Origin of the sequence: Bradyrhizobium sp. DN3 (assembly GCF_041357655.1) — a bacterium.
Taxonomy (GTDB): domain Bacteria; phylum Pseudomonadota; class Alphaproteobacteria; order Rhizobiales; family Xanthobacteraceae; genus Bradyrhizobium.
This window is the reverse complement of the sequence record NZ_JAULLN010000008.1, coordinates 151959-168825: the sequence shown is the minus strand read 5'-3', so window position 1 is coordinate 168825 and position 16867 is coordinate 151959. Positions and strand designations below refer to the sequence as shown.

Genomic DNA, 16867 nt, shown 5'->3' with positions numbered 1-16867 from the left:
GCCGTCGAGCGCTGGTTTTGATCATGCCCCCCTCTCCCGACCGGCCGCTTCGCATCCTGCACGCCGTGCGCGCACCCGTTGGCGGCATCTTCCGCCATATCCTCGACGTCGCCAATGGCCAGGTCGACCGCGGCCATCATGTCGGCATCCTCGCCGACAGCCTCACCGGCGGCGAGCGCGCCGACAAGGCGCTTGCCGAGCTCGCGCCGCGGCTGAAGCTCGGCGTGCATCGGCTCGCGATCCATCGCGAACCGTCACCTGGCGATGTTCTGGTGTGGCTTCGCATGCGGCGCCTGATCGCCACCCTCAAGCCTGACGTCATGCACGGCCACGGCGCCAAGGCCGGCGCCTTCATCCGCATGCGGCGGCGCTCGGACGACACCATCCGCATCTACACCCCGCACGGCGGCTCGCTGCACTATCCCCTCAACACCTTCAAGGGCGAGTTCTACGCGCGGCTCGAGCGCACGCTGATGGACGCGACCGACCTGTTTCTGTTCGAGAGCGCGTTTGCCCGCGACACCTATCAACGCATCGTCGGCACGCCCAAGGGTGTGGTCCATTGCGTCTTCAACGGTGTCACGCCGGAAGAGTTCGAGCCCGTCGTGATCGCCGACGATGCCACCGACCTCGCTTATGTCGGCGAGTTCAGGCACATCAAAGGCGCGGATCTGCTGGTCGATGCCGTGGCGCGCCTGCATGAGGGCGGCAAGAAGGTCACGCTGACGCTCGGCGGCGATGGCGAGGAAACCGCGGCGCTGAAGTCTCAGGTCGAGAGGCTCGGCCTTTCCACGGCCATCCGCTTCATCGGCCATGTCAAGGCGCGCTACGGCTTCTCCAAGGGGCGGTTGCTGGTCGTCCCCTCGCGTGGCGATTCCATGCCCTATGTCGTGATCGAAGCGGGTGCGGCCGGCATTCCCATGATCGCGTCCCGGATCGGCGGCATTCCCGAGATCTTCGGGGCTGAGAGTCCGGCCCTGTTCGCACCGAGCAATTCCGAGGCCATGGCCGAGGCGATCGCGGCCGCCCTCGACGATCCCCAAGCAACGGCGCAGCGCGCGGCCGCCTTGCGCGCGCGCATCTCGGCGCATTTCTCGCAAGCCGCGATGGTCGACGGCGTGCTCGCCGCCTATCGCGACGCATTTGCCAATCATTAACCATCCTTAAGCCCGCTTTAGAAAATCTTCCGATTTGTTCGATAATCGAAGGCCCAGGGGATGCTCGCCCGGGCGCGCAAGGCCGTGCCGCGGGGCTTTGGAATGGACGTGGATGCCCGTGGAACCGCTCAACGCACGCTCGATGCTCGATGCCGCGGCCAGCGCCGCGGCGACGCCCGCTGCCCAACCCTTTGTGGAGCGCCGCCGCCGGCTCTCGCCCGCTGCGCTCGAGGTCGTCAATCAGAAGGTCGCCCGCGCCTATTCACCGATCGTGATCGCCGGCTTCGTCCGCCTGGCTGACTTCGCGCTGCTCAGCCTCGTCGGCATTGCGCTCTATGTCGGCTATGTCATGCCGCTCGCCGGTGCCTTCAGCTGGGTCTATCCTGCGGAGATCATTGCGGTGGCGGTCGCCGCCGTGGTTTGCTTTCAGGCCGCCGACATCTATCAGGTGCAGTTGTTCCGCGGGCAGCTTCGGCAGCTGACCCGGATGATCTCGTCCTGGTCGGTCGTCTTCCTGCTGTTCATCGGCATCTCGTTCTTCGCCAAGTTCGGCAGCGAAGTGTCGCGGCTGTGGCTTGCCGCCTTTTACTTCCTCGGGCTCGCCGCCCTGATGGCCGAGCGTCTCGTCCTGCGCTCGCTGGTGCGCGCCTGGGCGCGCGAGGGTCGGCTCGACCGCCGGACCATTATCGTCGGCTCCGACAGCAACGGCGAGCAGCTCGTCGAGGCGCTGAAGGCGCAGGAGGATTCCGACATCCACGTGCTCGGCGTGTTCGACGACCGCAACGATAGCCGCGCGCTCGACACCTGCGCCGGCGCGCGCAAGCTCGGCAAGGTCGACGACATCGTCGAGTTCGCCCGCCGCACCCGCGTCGACCTCGTGCTGTTCGCATTGCCGATCTCGGCGGAGACGCGCATCCTGGAGATGCTGAAGAAGCTCTGGGTGCTGCCGGTCGACATTCGCCTCTCCGCGCACACCAACAAGCTGCGCTTCCGTCCCCGCTCCTATTCGTATCTCGGCGAGGTGCCGACGCTGGACGTGTTCGAGGCACCGATCACCGACTGGGATCTGGTGATGAAGTGGCTGTTCGATCGCATCGTCGGCAGCCTCGCGCTGCTCGCCGCCCTGCCGGTGATGGGATTGGTGGCGCTGGCGGTGAAGCTCGACAGCTCCGGCCCGGTGCTGTTCCGCCAGAAGCGTTTCGGCTTCAACAACGAACGGATCGACGTCTACAAGTTCCGCTCGATGTACCACCATCAGGCCGATCCGACCGCCTCGAAGGTCGTGACCAAGAACGATCCACGCGTCACCCGCGTCGGCCGCTTCATCCGCAAGACCAGCCTCGACGAGCTGCCGCAGCTCTTCAACGTGGTGTTCTCCGGCAATCTCTCGCTGGTCGGCCCGCGTCCGCATGCGGTGCAGGGCAAGCTCCAGAGCCGGCTGTTCGACGAAGCCGTCGACGGCTATTTCGCCCGCCACCGGGTCAAGCCCGGCATCACCGGCTGGGCCCAGATCAACGGCTGGCGCGGCGAGATCGACAATGAAGAGAAGATCCAGAAGCGCGTCGAGTTCGACCTCTACTACATCGAGAACTGGTCGGTGCTGTTCGACCTCTACATTCTCCTGAAGACGCCGATCTCGCTGCTGACCAAGAACGAGAACGCGTATTGAGGTTGCTACCCCCGAGCCACGCTGTCATCGCCCGGCTTGACCGGGCGATCCAGTAATCACCGGCAGCGAGAACTGCCACGAACGGCTCGGAGTACTGGATGCCCCGCTTTCGCGGAGCATGACAGCGGAAGTTGTGACGACGAGTACCGTAAGCGTATGAGCGTGTGATGGCCTATGCGGCGACAGCCGGTGAAGTGAAATTAGCCGCGCCGGCTGCGCCCGGCGTGCTGGCGCTGCAGCGCGCGCTGGTGTGGCTGGTCGGCGCGTCCGGCGCGATCGTGTTCATCGAGCCGAGCCCCTACGAGATCGCGACGCTGCTCGCGACCGTCGCCTTCTTCGCCACCGGCCTGCGGCTGAGGCTCGCGCTGATGCCGCTGGTCGCGCTGCTGGTCCTGCTCAATGTCGGTTACACGATCAGCGCGATCCCGCTGTTCGAGCAGTCCGAGGTGGTGAGCTGGATCGCGACCTCCTGGTACATGGCGGTGACCGTGGTGTTCTTCGCGATGGTCACCTCGGAGGATACGGCGGCCCGGCTCGACATGCTCCGCCGCGGGCTCGTGGTCGGCGCCATGGTCGCCTCGCTATTGGCGGTCGCCGGCTACTTCCATCTGGTTCCCGGCGGCAACGACCTCCTGACACTCTACGGACGCGCACGCGGCACGTTCAAAGACCCGAACGTGCTCGGCGCCTTCCTGATCCTGCCGGCGCTGTTTGCGCTCCAGAGCGTGGTCTCGGACAAGCTCGGCAAGGCGTTCCGCAACGTCATCGCCTTCGGCATCATGTCGCTGGCGATCCTGCTCGCCTTCTCCCGTGCCGCCTGGGGCGGGCTGGTGCTGACCTCCGCCTTCATGCTGGCGCTGATGGTGCTGACCAGCCGCACCAACGCACAGCGCTCGCGCATCATCATCATGGCGATCGTCGCCGCGGTGCTGGGGCTGGCGCTGATCGCAGCACTGCTGTCATTCGACTCCACTGCCGAGATGTTCAAGCAACGCGCCAGCTTCGATCAGAGCTATGACGAGGGCCGCTTCGGCCGGTTCGGCCGCCACATCCTCGGTGCGGAGATGGCGCTCGACCTGCCGTTCGGCATCGGCCCGCTGCAATTCCACCGCTACTTCCCCGAGGACACCCACAACTCCTACCTCAACGCCTTCATGTCCGGCGGCTGGCTCTCCGGCGTATGCTATCCCGCGCTGGTCTTCACCACCCTCATCATGGGCTTCCGCCACATCTTCGTCCGTGTGCCCTGGCAGCGCGCCTATCTCGCGATATTTTCAGCCTTCGTCGGCACTGTCGGCGAAAGTTTTGTGATCGACACCGACCACTGGCGGCACTTCTGGATGATGCTGGGCGCGATGTGGGGCATGATCGCGGCCGCGCAGGTCTACAAGGCGGCTAGCGACGAAGCTTCTTCAGCTTGAGAGCGGGCCGCTTTTCCGGCGGCGTGTCGAGCAGGCTCTTGAGCGCCTCTGTGGCTGCGAGCACGCCCTTGTAGCCATCATTGGCGAAGCGTAGCAGCAAGCGCAATTCCTCGTCGGAATAGCCGCCGAACACCTTCTCCATCGCCTGCTGCATCGGCACGTAGAACTGACCGATCCTCATCGCCGCGTCCGGCACGACCGCGATAAAAACCTTCCGGCGATCGGTCTCGTCGCGTTCACGGCGCACCAGCCCTGCCTTTTCGAGCCGGTCGACCACGCCCGTGATCGCGCCCGTCGTCAGGCCCGTGACCTCGGCGAGCCGGCCCGCGGTGACGCGGCCTTCGAGATAGAGGATGTCCATGCATTCGAGGTCGGAATTGGCAATTCCGGCAACATTCGCAACGGTCTGGCCGTAGAGCACGCCCTGCGCGGACGACCTGCGCATCGCCGCCTCGAGCTCCTGCAACAACGCCGTGCGCGCCTTCGTCCTTGACAAGGTCGGCCCCTTCTCTTACTCGATATATATCTTAGCCACTAAGAGATTTAGTGGCCGTAATTTCTCCTAGCACCACGGAAACCTCGGGAGCAAGCCATGTCCAGCCGTCCCCGCAAGGCCCTGATCATCGGCGCCGGCATCGCCGGGCCCGTGGCCGCCATCCTGCTGCGCCGCGCCGGCATCGAATCCGCGATCTATGAGGCCTGGCCCTATTCGAAGGGCATCGGCGGCGGCCTCCAGATCGCGCCGAACGGCATGCACGTCATGGACGAGATCGGCCTCGCGAACGAACTGATCAGCCGCGGATCGGTCGCGGAGGCCTTCGATTTCTATTCGCAAGGCGGCGAGAAGCTGGGCTCGATCAACCGCGACTTGGCGCGTCGCTTCGGCCAGCCGGCCGTCAACATCTCCCGCGCCACGCTGAACGAGATCCTGATCGACAAAGCCTGGTGCGCGTGCGTCTCGCTCTATTTCGAGAAGCGCCTGATCAAGATCGAGGACCGCGGCGACCAGCCGATCATCGCCTACTTCGCCGACGGCACCACGGCCGAGGGCGACTTCCTGATCGGCGCCGATGGCGTGCACTCGGTGGCGCGCCGCCAGGTGGTGCCGGACGGGCCGCAACCGTTCGACACCGGACTGATCGGCTTCGTCGGCTTCGTCCCGCACGCGGTGCTCGACGGCAGGCCGATCGGCCGTCACGTCGAGACCACGTTCGGACAAAGCGGCTTCTTCGGCTACGGCTATTGCAGCCCCGATCCGAACGACGGCGTGATGTGGTGGAGCACGCAGCCGGCGCACGGCATGGACGCCACGATGTTCCGCGCGCTCGACCCAGCGACGCTGAAGCAGCATCTGCGCGGTTTCCACCGCGGCTGGCACGATCCGATTCCCGACATCATCGAAGCGGCCGAGAACATCGTCGTCACCGACACGCTCGACGTCGCGACCTTGCCGACCTGGTCGCGCAAGCGTTCGCTGCTGATCGGCGATGCCGCGCATGCGACCAGTCCCCATGCCGGCCAGGGCGCCTCACTGGCGCTCGAAGACGCGATGCGGCTCGCGCGGCTGATGCAGGAGGGCCAGGAGCTCAGCGCCACCTTCCAGGCGTTCGAGGCCGAGCGGCGCCCGCGCACCGAAAAGATCGTCGCCATGGCCCGCCGCAACGGCAACAGCAAGCGCGAGTTCAGCGCGACCGGTGCGTGGATCAGAAATCAGATGCTGAAGTGGCTGTTACCGCTGGGCGCCAAGGGCATGGACTTCATGTATGCGTATGACGCGCGGGCGGTGTAGCTTCTTTCTCTCCCTCTCCCCGTTCTTACGGGGAGAGGGTTAGGGTGAGGGGCCCTCTCCGCGAAAACGGTGAGCATTGAACTCGCGGAGGCTCCCCCTCACCCGCCGCGCTTCGCGCGGCGGCCTCTCCCCGCAAGCGGGGCGAGGCGAAGAAAGCACCTACTTCTCCACCCCGAACCTCAGCCCCGCGTTCTCGACCAGCCGCTTGATCAGCTTGTGCTGCATCGCTGCGCCCGGCGTCCAGAAGCCGGGCGGAACGTCGGCCGCATCGCGCAGCAGGCAGATCGCGCATTCGGAGATCATCTTCGAGGTCGAGCCATAACCGGGATCGCGGTCGCCGGTGACGCCGGCGCGCACCTGGCGGCCGTCCGGTGCGATGGCAACATAGAGCAGATTGAAGAGACCGTTCTCGCGCTCCTCCTTCGATGGCCCCTCGCCCGGCTTCGGTGCGTTCGGGCCGGTCTTCTCGGCATTGGCCGCCATCACGCGCTTCGCGTTGGCCTCGCCCTTCTCGCCGGGACCGGTCAGAACCATCTCGTCGTAGACGAATTCCTTGCCGTAGGGAAAGCCCATCAGCATGTTGGAACGATGGACGTTGCGGGTGTTGATCAGCGCCATCATGAACGGTGCGGCCCAGGATTGCAGATCCTCCTCATAGGACGCCCTGTTGCCCTTCGGCTGCTTCGGACCGGTGAAGCCCGGCGTCAGAGCAAAATGGTCGTTGAGAATGGCAACAAGGCTGAGGTCCTTGGCAACCGCATCGAAGGTCGCTTTCGCACTCGCCGCGGTACCGCCTGACAGCGTGCCGCGCATGTCGCGCACGCGGCCCTTCACGCGCGCGGCCGGCGCGCCGAACACGCGTTTGGCCTCTTCCTGCACGAAGAAGGTGCCAAGCTCGAATGGCACGGAATCATAGCCGCACGAAAACACGATGCGCGCGCCGCTGGCCTTGGCCGCCGCATCGTACTTGTCGATCATCTGCCGCATCCAGACCGGCTCGCCGCAGAGATCGAAATAATCCGAACCCACAGCGACGCAGGCCGCAAGCAAGCCCTCGCCGTAGAATTGGTACGGACCGACCGTCGTGATCACCGACTTGGTCTGCGCCACCATCGCCTTCAGCGATGCAGGATCGGCCGCATCCGCCACGATCAGCGGCGTATCCGCGGGCGCGCCGATCGCCTCGCGCACGGAGTTCAGCTTGTCGAGGCTGCGGCCGGCCATCGCCCATTTCAGCGCCTTGTCGTCCTTGTAATGCGCCGCCAGATATTCGGCGACGAGCTGGCCGGTGAAACCGGTCGCGCCATAGACCACGATGTCGAATTTCGCAGAGCTCATGATCGGCCTTTACTTTTTCGCGTAGCTCACGCCCATGCCGGCGCGGACGTCGCTTTGAATGCCATAGGGCGGGATCGGATAGCGCAGGCCGTTCTTGGCCAGCGCCTTCATGCCCTCAATCGCCTTCGCAAGATGCGAGGGCTTCAAGGCCATCAGCATCTCCTCGTCCGGCACGCCGCCATAGCGCCGTTCGGCATAGCATGGCAAGGACAGGCTGGGCTCGCCGGACTTGAGCGCCCGCCCCCAGGAATCCGCGCAAGCGGTCTCCCCGACCACGCCCCATTCGAACTTCCTGTAGCCGGTATATTGCAGCCCGTTGATCAAGATGATCATCTGCCCGGGCGTCGCGTAGACGAGGCAGATATCGGGCGGATCGAGCCGGCCGCTCGCCAGCGGACTGACGGCGAGCGCCTGATACTGCCCGAACGGCACCACGTCCAGCGCTTCCTGACGCTTGCGCGCATCTTCCGCCGTGCCGTGCCACACGCCGACGTAATTTTCGCCGGCGAGCCATTTTTCATCCTGCGGCGCAAGACCGATAACCGCGCGGCATTGCGCACCCACGAGATCGTCGGCCGTGATGCCGACGGTCCATCCCAGACGCGCGGCCATGCTGACGATCTGGTCGGTGGTGTGGATCGCGTTCGGCCGCCGGATTTTTGGGATCGCCTCCATGTCCGCGGCGCGCGCGAACAGTTTCATGCCGATCACCGTCGTCTTCAGCCGCAGCAGGCTGTTGAGATCGGCGACGAGGCCGGCAAGATCGATCCTGTCCGCACTCTGCTGTTGCATGGCGTCCTCCGAGCCGGCGGTCGCGCGCCGTCTGTTCTTGTTTTACGGCTCTCGTTCTAGTCCTTGGTGGGTCCCGGAAGCAACTCGCCGGTCCTGCCCATCAGGCGGTAGGCCACGAGGCCGATCCACTCGCGCACGGCGACGTCAGTTCGGCCAAGGCCGTCCGCGCCCATCTTGGTGAAGGAGAAGAGATCGTCACGTCCGCCCATTCGCCAGTCCACCGGATAGGCTTCGACGTCAAATCCGGCCTTGCGGAAGATTCCCATCGAGCGCGGCATGTGAAAGGCCGACGTCACCAGGAGCCAGCGCTCGCCTGGCTTCGGTGACACCAATTGCTTCGTGAAGATGGCATTCTCCCAGGTGTTGCGGGAGTCCCGCTCGAGGATCAGGCGTTCCTTCGCGATGCCGGTATTCTCCAGGACTGGCGCGGAATAATCTGCTTCCCTCGCGTTGGTCGAGACCAGGTTCGACGTGCCCCCGGTGAAGACGATGCGCGCATTGGGATAGCGGCGGGCAAGCTCGGCCGGCGCAAATAGACGATCGGCCGCGTGCGCGACGACTGACGTCCGATGCGCCGCCGACAGATCGGTGTCGACCGAGCCGCCGAGCACGATGATGCCATCGGGCGCACCGCGCGACGGATCCCACGGCGCAAAGCGCGACTCCAGCGGATAGATCAGGAGATTGCCCAGCGGCGAGAACGCCGCGAGCGCCAGCAGAACCAGCGTCGTCACGGCGAGCTTGCGGCCGAGCGCAGCAAAGCGCGTCGCCATCAGCACGACAGACAGGATTCCGAGCTCGGCCAGGAGATTGATCGGCAGCAGCGCGACGCCGAGAGTCTTGGAAAGAGCGAAAAACAGGGGAGCCTCGCTGAAATGATCGTGCCTGTCATGCGCGGGCTTGACCGGCCCGGCCTTCTTCGGAAATCTTCTTGAAAGAGGATCGATCGTCGGGTCAAGCCCGCGGCCGATGAAACCAACCGGACGCGGCAAATGCCCCATCACCACCTGCATTCCAGCCCCGAAACCTGTCATTGGGGCTTCTTCGAAGCTGCGCTCAAGCCCGTCCTCACCGTCGCCAGCGGCGATGAGGTGACGGTCGACACCATCAGCGGCGGTCCGGACATGCTGCCCGACCGCAACAAGTTTCACATTCCGCCGGAGATGTTCGAGGTTCACGCCAGGAACGAGCGCATGCTGCCCGGCCACATCCTCACCGGCCCGATCGCGGTCGAAGGCGCCGAGCCCGGCGACGTGCTCGCGGTCGAGATCCTCGACGTCCAGCTCCGGCAGGATTGGGGCTGGAACATGATCAAGCCGCTATCCGGCACCCTGCCCGACGATTTCCACGAGACGCGTATCCTGAATATTCCGCTCGACCGGTCGCGGATGGTCGGCCGCATGCCATGGGGCCTGGACCTGCCGCTCAAACCGTTCTTCGGCGTGATGGGCGTGTCGCCGCCACCTAGCTGGGGCCGCATCTCCTCGCTGATCCCGCGGGCCATGGGCGGCAATCTCGACAACAAGGAGTTAGGTGCGGGTGCGACGCTCTATTTGCCGGTGTTCGTGCCGGGCGCATTGTTCTCCTGCGGCGACGGCCACGGCGTGCAAGGCGACGGCGAGGTCTGCGTCACCGCGATCGAGACCGCACTCCGGGGCCGCTTCCGCCTGACACTGCGCAAGGATCTCAAGTTCGACTATCCCCGCGCCGAAACGGCGACGCACTACATGACCATGGCGATGGACCCCGACCTTGACCAGTGCGTGGTGCGCGCGCTGCGCGACATGATCGCGCTGCTCGGCGAGACGCGAAACTTGTCGCGCGAGGACGCCTATACGCTGTGCAGCCTGGCCGCCGATTTGCGGGTGACCCAGACCGTCAATGGCGCCAAGGGCATCCATTGCATGATCGAAAAGGCGATCGTGCACGGCTGAGCCAGCCCCCTTTCCTGGACGTGTCAATGCATCCCGCCGCCCGGCTTTCGGGCGGCGCGCCGCGCCATGCCCGAACTTCTCCAGCGATTCCAATGGGCTGATGCACCGGTCTGGCCCGGATTTGACTTCCACCCCTGAACCTAAATAGAGTCTTAATCGTTACTTTTATGTACCCGAGTAAGAGGCTAGCGTTCGGGCCATGGCCACCGAAAAAGCCGAGACTGACCGTATTCCCGTAACCTTGGCGCTCTCGACCATCACCTATCTGGAGAAACTGGTGAGACAGGGCACCCACGGCACCAGCGTCCCCGGCGTCGCACGAACCTTGATCGAGGAAGGCATCCGTCTCGCCATCAAGGACGGGCTTTTGTCGATCCGCGACAATGGCAGGACGTGAGCGCGCGCCGGACGTGAGGCGGACGGATCTCGAGAGGCGGATGGCCGACATCTCGCAACCTGGGACCGTGACACATGCCTGCTGTTTCCCCGACTGCTTCACAGACTGCTTCACAGACTTGGACCGACGAACGCATTGAACTCTTGAAGCGGCATTTCGAGGCCGGCCTCTCCTGCCGCGAGATCGCCGCCGACATCGGCGTCAGCCGCAACGCCGTGATCGGCAAGCTGTCCCGATTGAATCTGACGCGGGGCCGGACGGCCGACGAGCGCAAGGTTCACGACAGGGGCTTTGCGCCGGCGCGCGCGACGAGGGCCGTGCCGCGGCTGCAATATGAGATGCTCGCCACGATCTACGGCGAGACCGACGCGCCTGTGATCACAGGGCCGATCGACGACGCCAACCGCTGCTCGCTGCTGGAGCTTTCCGAGAATCGCTGCCGCTGGCCGATCTCGACGCCGGGCGAAGACGATTTTTGCTTCTGCGGCAATACTGCGCCCGACGGCCAGTCCTACTGCGCCGGCCACAGCCGCCTCGCCTACCGGCCGAACTCGCGCAGCCGCGCCATGCGCGGCTGAAACAACCATTCCCAAAACGAAAAACCTCCGGCGGGGCATCACCGGAGGTTCTTGGAGGCTTAGCGTGAAGCTAAGAGCCGCAACTTTCGTAATCGGCTGAGAACCATATAGCTTAGTAACTCAGGTAAGTAAATAAGTCTGAGGACGATCGAATCGCATGGCTCGTCTTCATCGACTGCGTGTTTGCCGGATTTCCGAATTCCTCTCGTAAGAAAAGCCCCGGCGGTTTCCCGCCGGGGCTGCTTCATGTCCGAAGAGCGCGCTTACCAGTTGCGCTGGGCGCGCAGCAGCAGGCTGTAGGTGTCCTGGTCCTTCAGCTCATACGTTGCCGCGGGCTTGGCGACACTCGTCAGTGCTCCGGTCGTGATCACGCCCGAATATTTCTGGTCGAGATGGCTGTAGGTGAAGTCGGCCGAGAAGGTCAGGTTCTTCACCGGCGTCCAGCGGGTGATGACACCGACCTGGCCGATGTTGAAGTCCGGGTTGCAGGTGCCGGTCAGGGTCGCGAACGCGGCGCTGCCGCAGATCAGGCCCTTCGCCGTGCCGCTGTGGTTGACCGCAGCCCACGCGCCGTAGAGCGCCGTGTTCCAGTAAGGGCTCCAGTTGTGGGTGTAGGCACCACGGAAGCCGTAGGTCTTGGTCAGCTCGAGGTTGCCGCCGGGGCCGAACACCGCGTCAGACACGCCGGCGAAGCCGATACTCTGATACGCCGCATTCGAGCTGCCGAACATCGAGTAGCTGGTCGCAGCCAGCGACTGGAAGTTGTAGCGGCTCGCGCCTTCGGTGTAGACGCCCGACACGTTGATCACGTCGCCTGCGCCGGTCGGAATGTTCTTGATCGACAGAGCGAGCTGGACGGCCCAGCCCCACTTGTCTTCCGGATGACCGGTGACTTCAGTGGCGCCGTAGTAGCCGACGTGATTGTCGTGCGCGGCGACCGACGCCTGGAACAGGCCCCAGGCCTGGTCGACACGGACGACGCCGACGATGTCGGGCGACCGGGTGCCACCGATGTCGTTCGAGCCGTAGGCGCCGCCGAGGACGCCGGTGGTGCTCATGCCGGCCGTGTTCCAGATGTTGGTCGTGAAGAACTGAGTCTGGTCCTGCGCCGAGATCGTCGCCGACACGCCTTGGCCGAAATCAGCCGTGTAGGTGAACTGGGCGACGCCGTTGGTAGAGCCGCTGCCGCCGACCAGCTGGTCGAAGTTGTTACCGGGATAGTTGATCCAGGGCGCGTCGAACTGCGACACGGACTTACCCATGGTGAAGCCGGCGAATTGGATGAAGGCGTAGTAGACGCCGAGCGATCCGCCCGAGATGCCGCCGTCCGTCGGGTTGATGGTGGACGAGCCAGCCGTCGTGGCACTGTAGCCGGTCGCACCTGTGGCAGAGCCGGTGCCGACATAGCTGCCAGTCGTCCAGGTGAAGACCGCATCGAAATAGGTGCGGACCACGCCGTACTCGGTCGCGGTGCGCGTATCGATGTTGAGATCCTCACGAGCGCGCATCGAGTAGTAGTTCGTCAGGCGGTTGTTCGCCGCGAAGACGCCGTTGTACTGAGCGCTGTAGTTGCCGCCGGCATTGAGCGCCACTTCGGCACGCAGATAGCCGCCCAGCTTGATGCAGGTGTCGCTGCCCGGGATGTAGTAGAAACCCGCGCCATAGAGCGAACAGATCTTCACGTATTCGACCGCCTTGGCCTTGACCGGAAGATCGGCCGCCTGGGCTCCACCTACGGCGATCAGACCCGCCGCAGTGCCGAGCAAAAGGCTCTTCACTACTTTCATTTAAAACCTCCAAGTTGCTCATTTACGGAGACTGGACCGTGAGGCCCCCCAGGTCCCCGCCTCTTCAATCCGCTCGGCCGCTTCGCGCTTTCGGACGCACCCGCTTGCAACGCGAGGGACGTGAGCGAACCACCTGCAACGGGACGATCGAGGTACCCCCCACCGTCGCCAGCCAATATGCCTACGCTGTTCCGCTAATCAAAATAGTTTATTTAGTCAGCTTTATTGTTTCACTAAACCTGTGCCCCGCGCGCAACACCACGGGTGAGCTCAAATCTGCTGAGCTGATCATCTTTGTAGTTTTAGTGACGAAATTACCCTGCTCTGCACTTGCGTCAGGGCAGGCTTGCGTGGACTATGGCCTTCCACGAACACCGGCCTGAAGAATCAGTTCACGGGAGTGACGCTGTGTCCGCAACGAGGAAAGAGGGTGCGCGCCTGCGCTCTATCGGAAATCTGGATATCATCAGGCGCTTCACCTGGGAGATATCGTCGATCAACATGTACCTGGAGGAGCTGCGTCAGTTCTGGGCGAGGACGCTCGGCATCAGCGGCCCGCAATGGCTGATCCTGATGGCCATCTCCGACCTCGACAAGGACGACGGCATCCCGGTCAACGTCGTCTCCAAGCTCCTCCACGTCGATCCCTCGTTCGTCACCACCCAGTCCAAGCTGCTCGAGAAGAAGGGCCTGTTGCGCCGTCGCCCCTCGCCGACCGACGCTCGGGTGGTGCGGCTGTCCCTGACCGAGAAGACGCAGAAGCACCTGGCGAGCCTCAACGAGCAGTACAAGACCATCAAGGAATTCGTCTTCCAGGAGTTCGACGAGCACGAGCTCACCGAATTCACCGCCAAGCTCGCAATGCTGAAGTCCCGCCTCGAGAAGGCCTGCGTCCGCCTCACCCTCGACTTCTGACGCGCGCTTTAGATCAGATCCGCCCGGCCGCGCCGAGCCGCGATTCGAGCCAGTCGAAGATGTATTCGTTGGCAAGGCTGGGATTGTCCGCATGCGCCTGCGCCGCGCCGGTCTCCGCCGCAGTGAACACCTTCAGCATCACGTCCGAGCTTCCGAGCCGAGATTTCTGGACGAGCTGACGGGCCCGATCGGCCTTGAGCCAGCCGTCCTCGCCGAGCGTGATCAGCACGGGACAGTCGGCGCTGGAAGCCATCAGCGGGGCATGCGGCACCGGCACGATGCTGACGTCGCTCATCGCGAATCGGCTGGCGAAGAAGGCCCGCTCGTGCAGATCCCACAGCCCGCCGTCGCAGACGGCGGCGGCAAGCCGCGGCTCCTGCAACACCGCGCGCGCGACGAAGGAAGAGCCCCAGCCGTCCGCGACGATCGCGACGCGCCCGAAATCGACATCGCTGCGCATCTCCAGATAGTCCATGACGCAGGGAATCGAGCTCTCGAGGTCCCGGCGCCGCAGCAGCACGTCGAGAAAATCGTCGCGCTGGTCGCCGAAGAGGTCCAGCGCCAGCATCGAGAATCCGCGCTCGCGCGCATGCGGCGCGAGCTTGAACAGAAACTCCTCCTTGCGGTGGCCGGGCTCGCCGATGCAGATCACGGTCGGCGCCCGCCCCCTTCCCGACGACGCAGGCAGGAAGTAGCCCTGCAGCGCATGTCCGTCGATCCAGGGGATGGTCACGACCTCGCCGGCCGGACCGCGGGCCGACAAATAGCGGCGGGCGCACTCCTGCATCGCGAGCACTGCGACCCAGCGGCGCTCGTCGGCCGGGTCGAGCGGCATCGCCGCTGCTCCATAGTAGTTCGTCGCACGCAGCCAGTTGCGCTGTGCCGTCGCCAAATGGCCTTCCGCGAAGGCGGCTTCGGCACGCTGCCGGTTGGCCTGCGCCAGCTTCTTCCACTCGCGATGCCAGGATTGATCGTTGCCCCGCTTCAGCTGCCGCGCGATCATCAGGCATTCGGCGATCGTGGCGCCGCCCTCCTGGGCCGCGGTGAGCAGCCGCGTGAATTCAGCGGAGATGTCCTCTCTCTCCGGGCAAAGGGTCCAGTCGTCGGAGAGGCATGCGGGTATCATCGGGAGCTACGCTCTATCGTCGCGTTACCCCTGATTGACTAGACTATTTTGGTTGGCCAACCAAGCTGGCGTGCGTCAAATGAGACCCATTCAAGATCACCATCGCTTGAACGCACGGACGCGTCGCATGCGTGACATTCGAATTCGGCATAAGGCGCTGAACACTGGCAAGAAAATTGGCAAGAGATGGCACGCATTATCACCGGCGCACCTCTTGCCATGACGATTATCATACCTACATTCGCGCGCCTCTTGGGCGGTCAGCCAAGCCGCCAGCCTACCTCCTGCGTAAAACTTTCGTAGAAGGCGCGGTCGTAGGCCTGCTCCGGCGTGGCGCGCACGCGCTCGTCGAGGCGCCTGGCATCCTCGCCGACGAGAATGCGCCAACGCTCCGCCTTGACTCCGTCGAGAATGATCTTCGCGGCCGCTGCCGCAGTCGTCGGCGCATCCTCCAGAAAGCTGCGGGCGCGCTCGGCAAACGCCGCCTGGATGTCCTCGTCCGACATCTTGTCGGCATCCGGCACGCCGGCCGCGACCATGCGCTTGCGGGTCAGCGCGACCTCGTCGACGTTGAGTCGGTCCGAGCCGTCACTGCTCTGCACCTTGCGCGAATTGGAGACGATCGAGGTGCCGATGTGACCGGGCATCACCACCGAGCATTTGACGTGCGGCGCGTGCAGGCGGAGGTCGTTGATCAGCGCTTCGGTAAATCCCTTCACCGCGAACTTGGCCGAGCTGTAGGCGGTGTGCGCCTGGTTCATGCCGATCGAGGCCCAGAAGCCGTTGACGCTCGCGGTGTTGACGATGTGGGCCTCGTCCGCGGCGACCAGCATCGGCAGGAAGGTGCGCACGCCGAGATAGACGCCGCCCCAGCAGATGTTGAAGGTGCGCTCCCACTGCTCGCGCGTGTTGGTGAACAGGCTGCCGCCGCCGCCGATGCCGGCATTGTTGAACAACAGATGGATCTTGTCCGTCTTCTGCTGCTCGGCGAGCTCGTCGCGAAAGCGTCTCAGATGATCCTCGATCGCGACGTCGGCGACATGTGTCGTGACGCGCAGGCCCTGCGGCAGCTTCTCGACCTCGCAGAGCCGCTTGGTCTCGGCCATCGCCGCTTCCGAGACGTCGCACATCGCGACGTTGCAGCCCTCGGCCACGAGCTGCCGCGCCAGCTCGCGCCCCATTCCCGTGCCACCGCCGGTGATGACCGCGATCTTTCCTGCAAAATCCTTCATGGGACTTCGGTCCCTCCCCTTGTCGGTATGTTTCTTCGTCACAGCGTCGCTCACCGCAACGCGCGCAAAACTGTAGCAGCGCCGCATCCGCAGGTAAAAGCGGCGCGCTGCCATGTCCGACATCAGTTATTTCGGCGGACGGACTATTGTGCGGCTTCGACGCGCGCCAACCCGTTACGGCTGGGCAAGCCTCGTGAAAGGCGCCGGGCGGCGCTGGTCCATAATTTGTGCATTGCTGCCCCGTTCCCGTATTTGTCCGGCTTCGGTTTAGGGGGAATCTTTTTACAATCCGAATCGTCAAATGAATTCCGAACGCTGGGGCGATTCGGCCAGGCCAGCGTGTTGTTTGCGTGTCACAGGCTCTGGCACTCCGCTTGCATCCTCTTCGTGGTCAGAAACAACCGATGAGGTGACAGGAATGTTCGTGACCGTCGTTGCCGTGCTCTGCCGGCTAAGCGCAATCAGCTCGGGCAGTTGCGTCGAGGAAATCGTGACCGACAGCAACATGACGCCCGAGATGTCGATGATGCAATGCGCGATCGGCGCACAGGCGCCCTTGGCGAAATGGATGGGCGAGCATCCGATCTATCACGCCAATTGGCGCCTCGAGCGCTACAAATGCGTGCCGGGCCATTACGAGATCAAGGGCCACGCGTAGGCCCGTAGAACTACGACGTCGAGGAAACGCCCCGGAGGCGCGCCCATTCTCCCTCCGCATGGGCTCGATAGCGC

General features: G+C 64.3%; 16 protein-coding genes. 9 read left to right on the top strand and 7 right to left on the bottom strand.

Going from position 1 to position 16867, the window contains the following annotated elements:
* Positions 1 to 23: 23 nt before the first annotated feature.
* The 3 genes from AAE027_RS14450 (at position 24) to AAE027_RS14440 (ending at position 4247) form a co-directional block, all read left to right on the top strand.
* Positions 24 to 1157, top strand: a complete 1134-nt coding sequence (locus AAE027_RS14450) for a glycosyltransferase family 4 protein (protein WP_370985947.1) — start codon at positions 24 to 26, stop codon at positions 1155 to 1157.
* Positions 1158 to 1275: 118 nt separating this feature from the next.
* Positions 1276 to 2826: an undecaprenyl-phosphate glucose phosphotransferase gene (locus AAE027_RS14445; RefSeq protein WP_370986058.1), complete on the top strand. Its 1551-nt coding sequence runs from the start codon at positions 1276 to 1278 to the stop codon at positions 2824 to 2826.
* Positions 2827 to 2993: 167 nt separating this feature from the next.
* Positions 2994 to 4247 (top strand): O-antigen ligase family protein, encoded by a 1254-nt coding sequence (locus AAE027_RS14440; protein ID WP_370985946.1) that lies wholly within the window; start codon positions 2994 to 2996, stop codon positions 4245 to 4247.
* Here AAE027_RS14440 and AAE027_RS14435 read toward each other — a convergent pair.
* Positions 4222 to 4692 (bottom strand): MarR family transcriptional regulator, encoded by a 471-nt coding sequence (locus AAE027_RS14435; RefSeq protein WP_370986057.1) that lies wholly within the window; start codon positions 4690 to 4692, stop codon positions 4222 to 4224. The two genes, AAE027_RS14440 and AAE027_RS14435, sit on opposite strands and share 26 nt — an antisense overlap.
* Before the next feature lie 147 nt (positions 4693 to 4839).
* Between AAE027_RS14435 and AAE027_RS14430 the strand changes: the two genes are divergently transcribed.
* Positions 4840 to 6036 carry an FAD-dependent monooxygenase gene (locus AAE027_RS14430; RefSeq protein WP_370985945.1) on the top strand — a complete coding sequence of 399 codons (1197 nt, stop codon included), beginning with the start codon at positions 4840 to 4842 and terminating at the stop codon, positions 6034 to 6036.
* 159 nt (positions 6037 to 6195) lie between these two features.
* Here the strand turns inward: AAE027_RS14430 and AAE027_RS14425 are convergent, their stop codons facing one another.
* Genes AAE027_RS14425 through AAE027_RS14415 form a run of 3 tightly spaced genes read right to left on the bottom strand, consistent with a single transcriptional unit; the run spans position 6196 to position 8990 of the window.
* Positions 6196 to 7374 (bottom strand): saccharopine dehydrogenase family protein, encoded by a 1179-nt coding sequence (locus AAE027_RS14425; protein ID WP_370985944.1) that lies wholly within the window; start codon positions 7372 to 7374, stop codon positions 6196 to 6198.
* Between the two features lie 9 nt (positions 7375 to 7383).
* Positions 7384 to 8166: a DUF169 domain-containing protein gene (locus AAE027_RS14420; RefSeq protein WP_128946720.1), complete on the bottom strand. Its 783-nt coding sequence runs from the start codon at positions 8164 to 8166 to the stop codon at positions 7384 to 7386.
* A gap of 56 nt (positions 8167 to 8222) precedes the next feature.
* Positions 8223 to 8990 carry a YdcF family protein gene (locus AAE027_RS14415; RefSeq protein ID WP_176945865.1) on the bottom strand — a complete coding sequence of 256 codons (768 nt, stop codon included), beginning with the start codon at positions 8988 to 8990 and terminating at the stop codon, positions 8223 to 8225.
* A gap of 168 nt (positions 8991 to 9158) precedes the next feature.
* Here AAE027_RS14415 and AAE027_RS14410 point away from each other — a divergent pair, with 168 nt between their 5' ends.
* From AAE027_RS14410 to AAE027_RS14400, 3 genes are all read left to right on the top strand, one after another.
* On the top strand, positions 9159 to 10100 hold the full coding sequence (locus AAE027_RS14410; protein ID WP_370985943.1) for an acetamidase/formamidase family protein: 942 nt from the start codon (positions 9159 to 9161) through the stop codon (positions 10098 to 10100).
* 199 nt (positions 10101 to 10299) lie between these two features.
* A complete protein-coding gene (locus tag AAE027_RS14405; protein ID WP_007603456.1) occupies positions 10300 to 10497 on the top strand; it encodes a hypothetical protein in 198 nt (65 codons plus the stop codon).
* 74 nt (positions 10498 to 10571) lie between these two features.
* Entirely contained in the window at positions 10572 to 11075 is a 504-nt protein-coding gene (locus tag AAE027_RS14400; protein WP_370985941.1) for a GcrA family cell cycle regulator, read from the top strand.
* A gap of 263 nt (positions 11076 to 11338) precedes the next feature.
* On the opposite strand, the gene AAE027_RS14395 is transcribed toward AAE027_RS14400, so the two are convergent.
* Complete coding sequence (locus AAE027_RS14395) at positions 11339 to 12862, bottom strand: porin (RefSeq protein WP_370985939.1); 1524 nt, start codon at positions 12860 to 12862, stop codon at positions 11339 to 11341.
* Between the two features lie 408 nt (positions 12863 to 13270).
* Here AAE027_RS14395 and AAE027_RS14390 point away from each other — a divergent pair, with 408 nt between their 5' ends.
* The gene (locus AAE027_RS14390) at positions 13271 to 13777 is read left to right on the top strand and encodes a MarR family winged helix-turn-helix transcriptional regulator (protein WP_164935046.1); all 507 of its coding nucleotides are present in this window, start codon (positions 13271 to 13273) and stop codon (positions 13775 to 13777) included.
* Between the two features lie 13 nt (positions 13778 to 13790).
* On the opposite strand, the gene AAE027_RS14385 is transcribed toward AAE027_RS14390, so the two are convergent.
* Both AAE027_RS14385 and AAE027_RS14380 read right to left on the bottom strand, forming a co-directional pair.
* The gene (locus tag AAE027_RS14385) at positions 13791 to 14903 is read right to left on the bottom strand and encodes an alpha/beta hydrolase family protein (RefSeq protein WP_370985938.1); all 1113 of its coding nucleotides are present in this window, start codon (positions 14901 to 14903) and stop codon (positions 13791 to 13793) included.
* Between the two features lie 260 nt (positions 14904 to 15163).
* Positions 15164 to 16135, bottom strand: coding sequence for an SDR family NAD(P)-dependent oxidoreductase (locus AAE027_RS14380; protein WP_370986056.1), 972 nt, complete (start codon positions 16133 to 16135; stop codon positions 15164 to 15166).
* 418 nt (positions 16136 to 16553) lie between these two features.
* Between AAE027_RS14380 and AAE027_RS14375 the strand changes: the two genes are divergently transcribed.
* Complete coding sequence (locus tag AAE027_RS14375) at positions 16554 to 16793, top strand: hypothetical protein (protein WP_091893297.1); 240 nt, start codon at positions 16554 to 16556, stop codon at positions 16791 to 16793.
* The last annotated feature ends 74 nt before the right edge of the window (positions 16794 to 16867 follow it).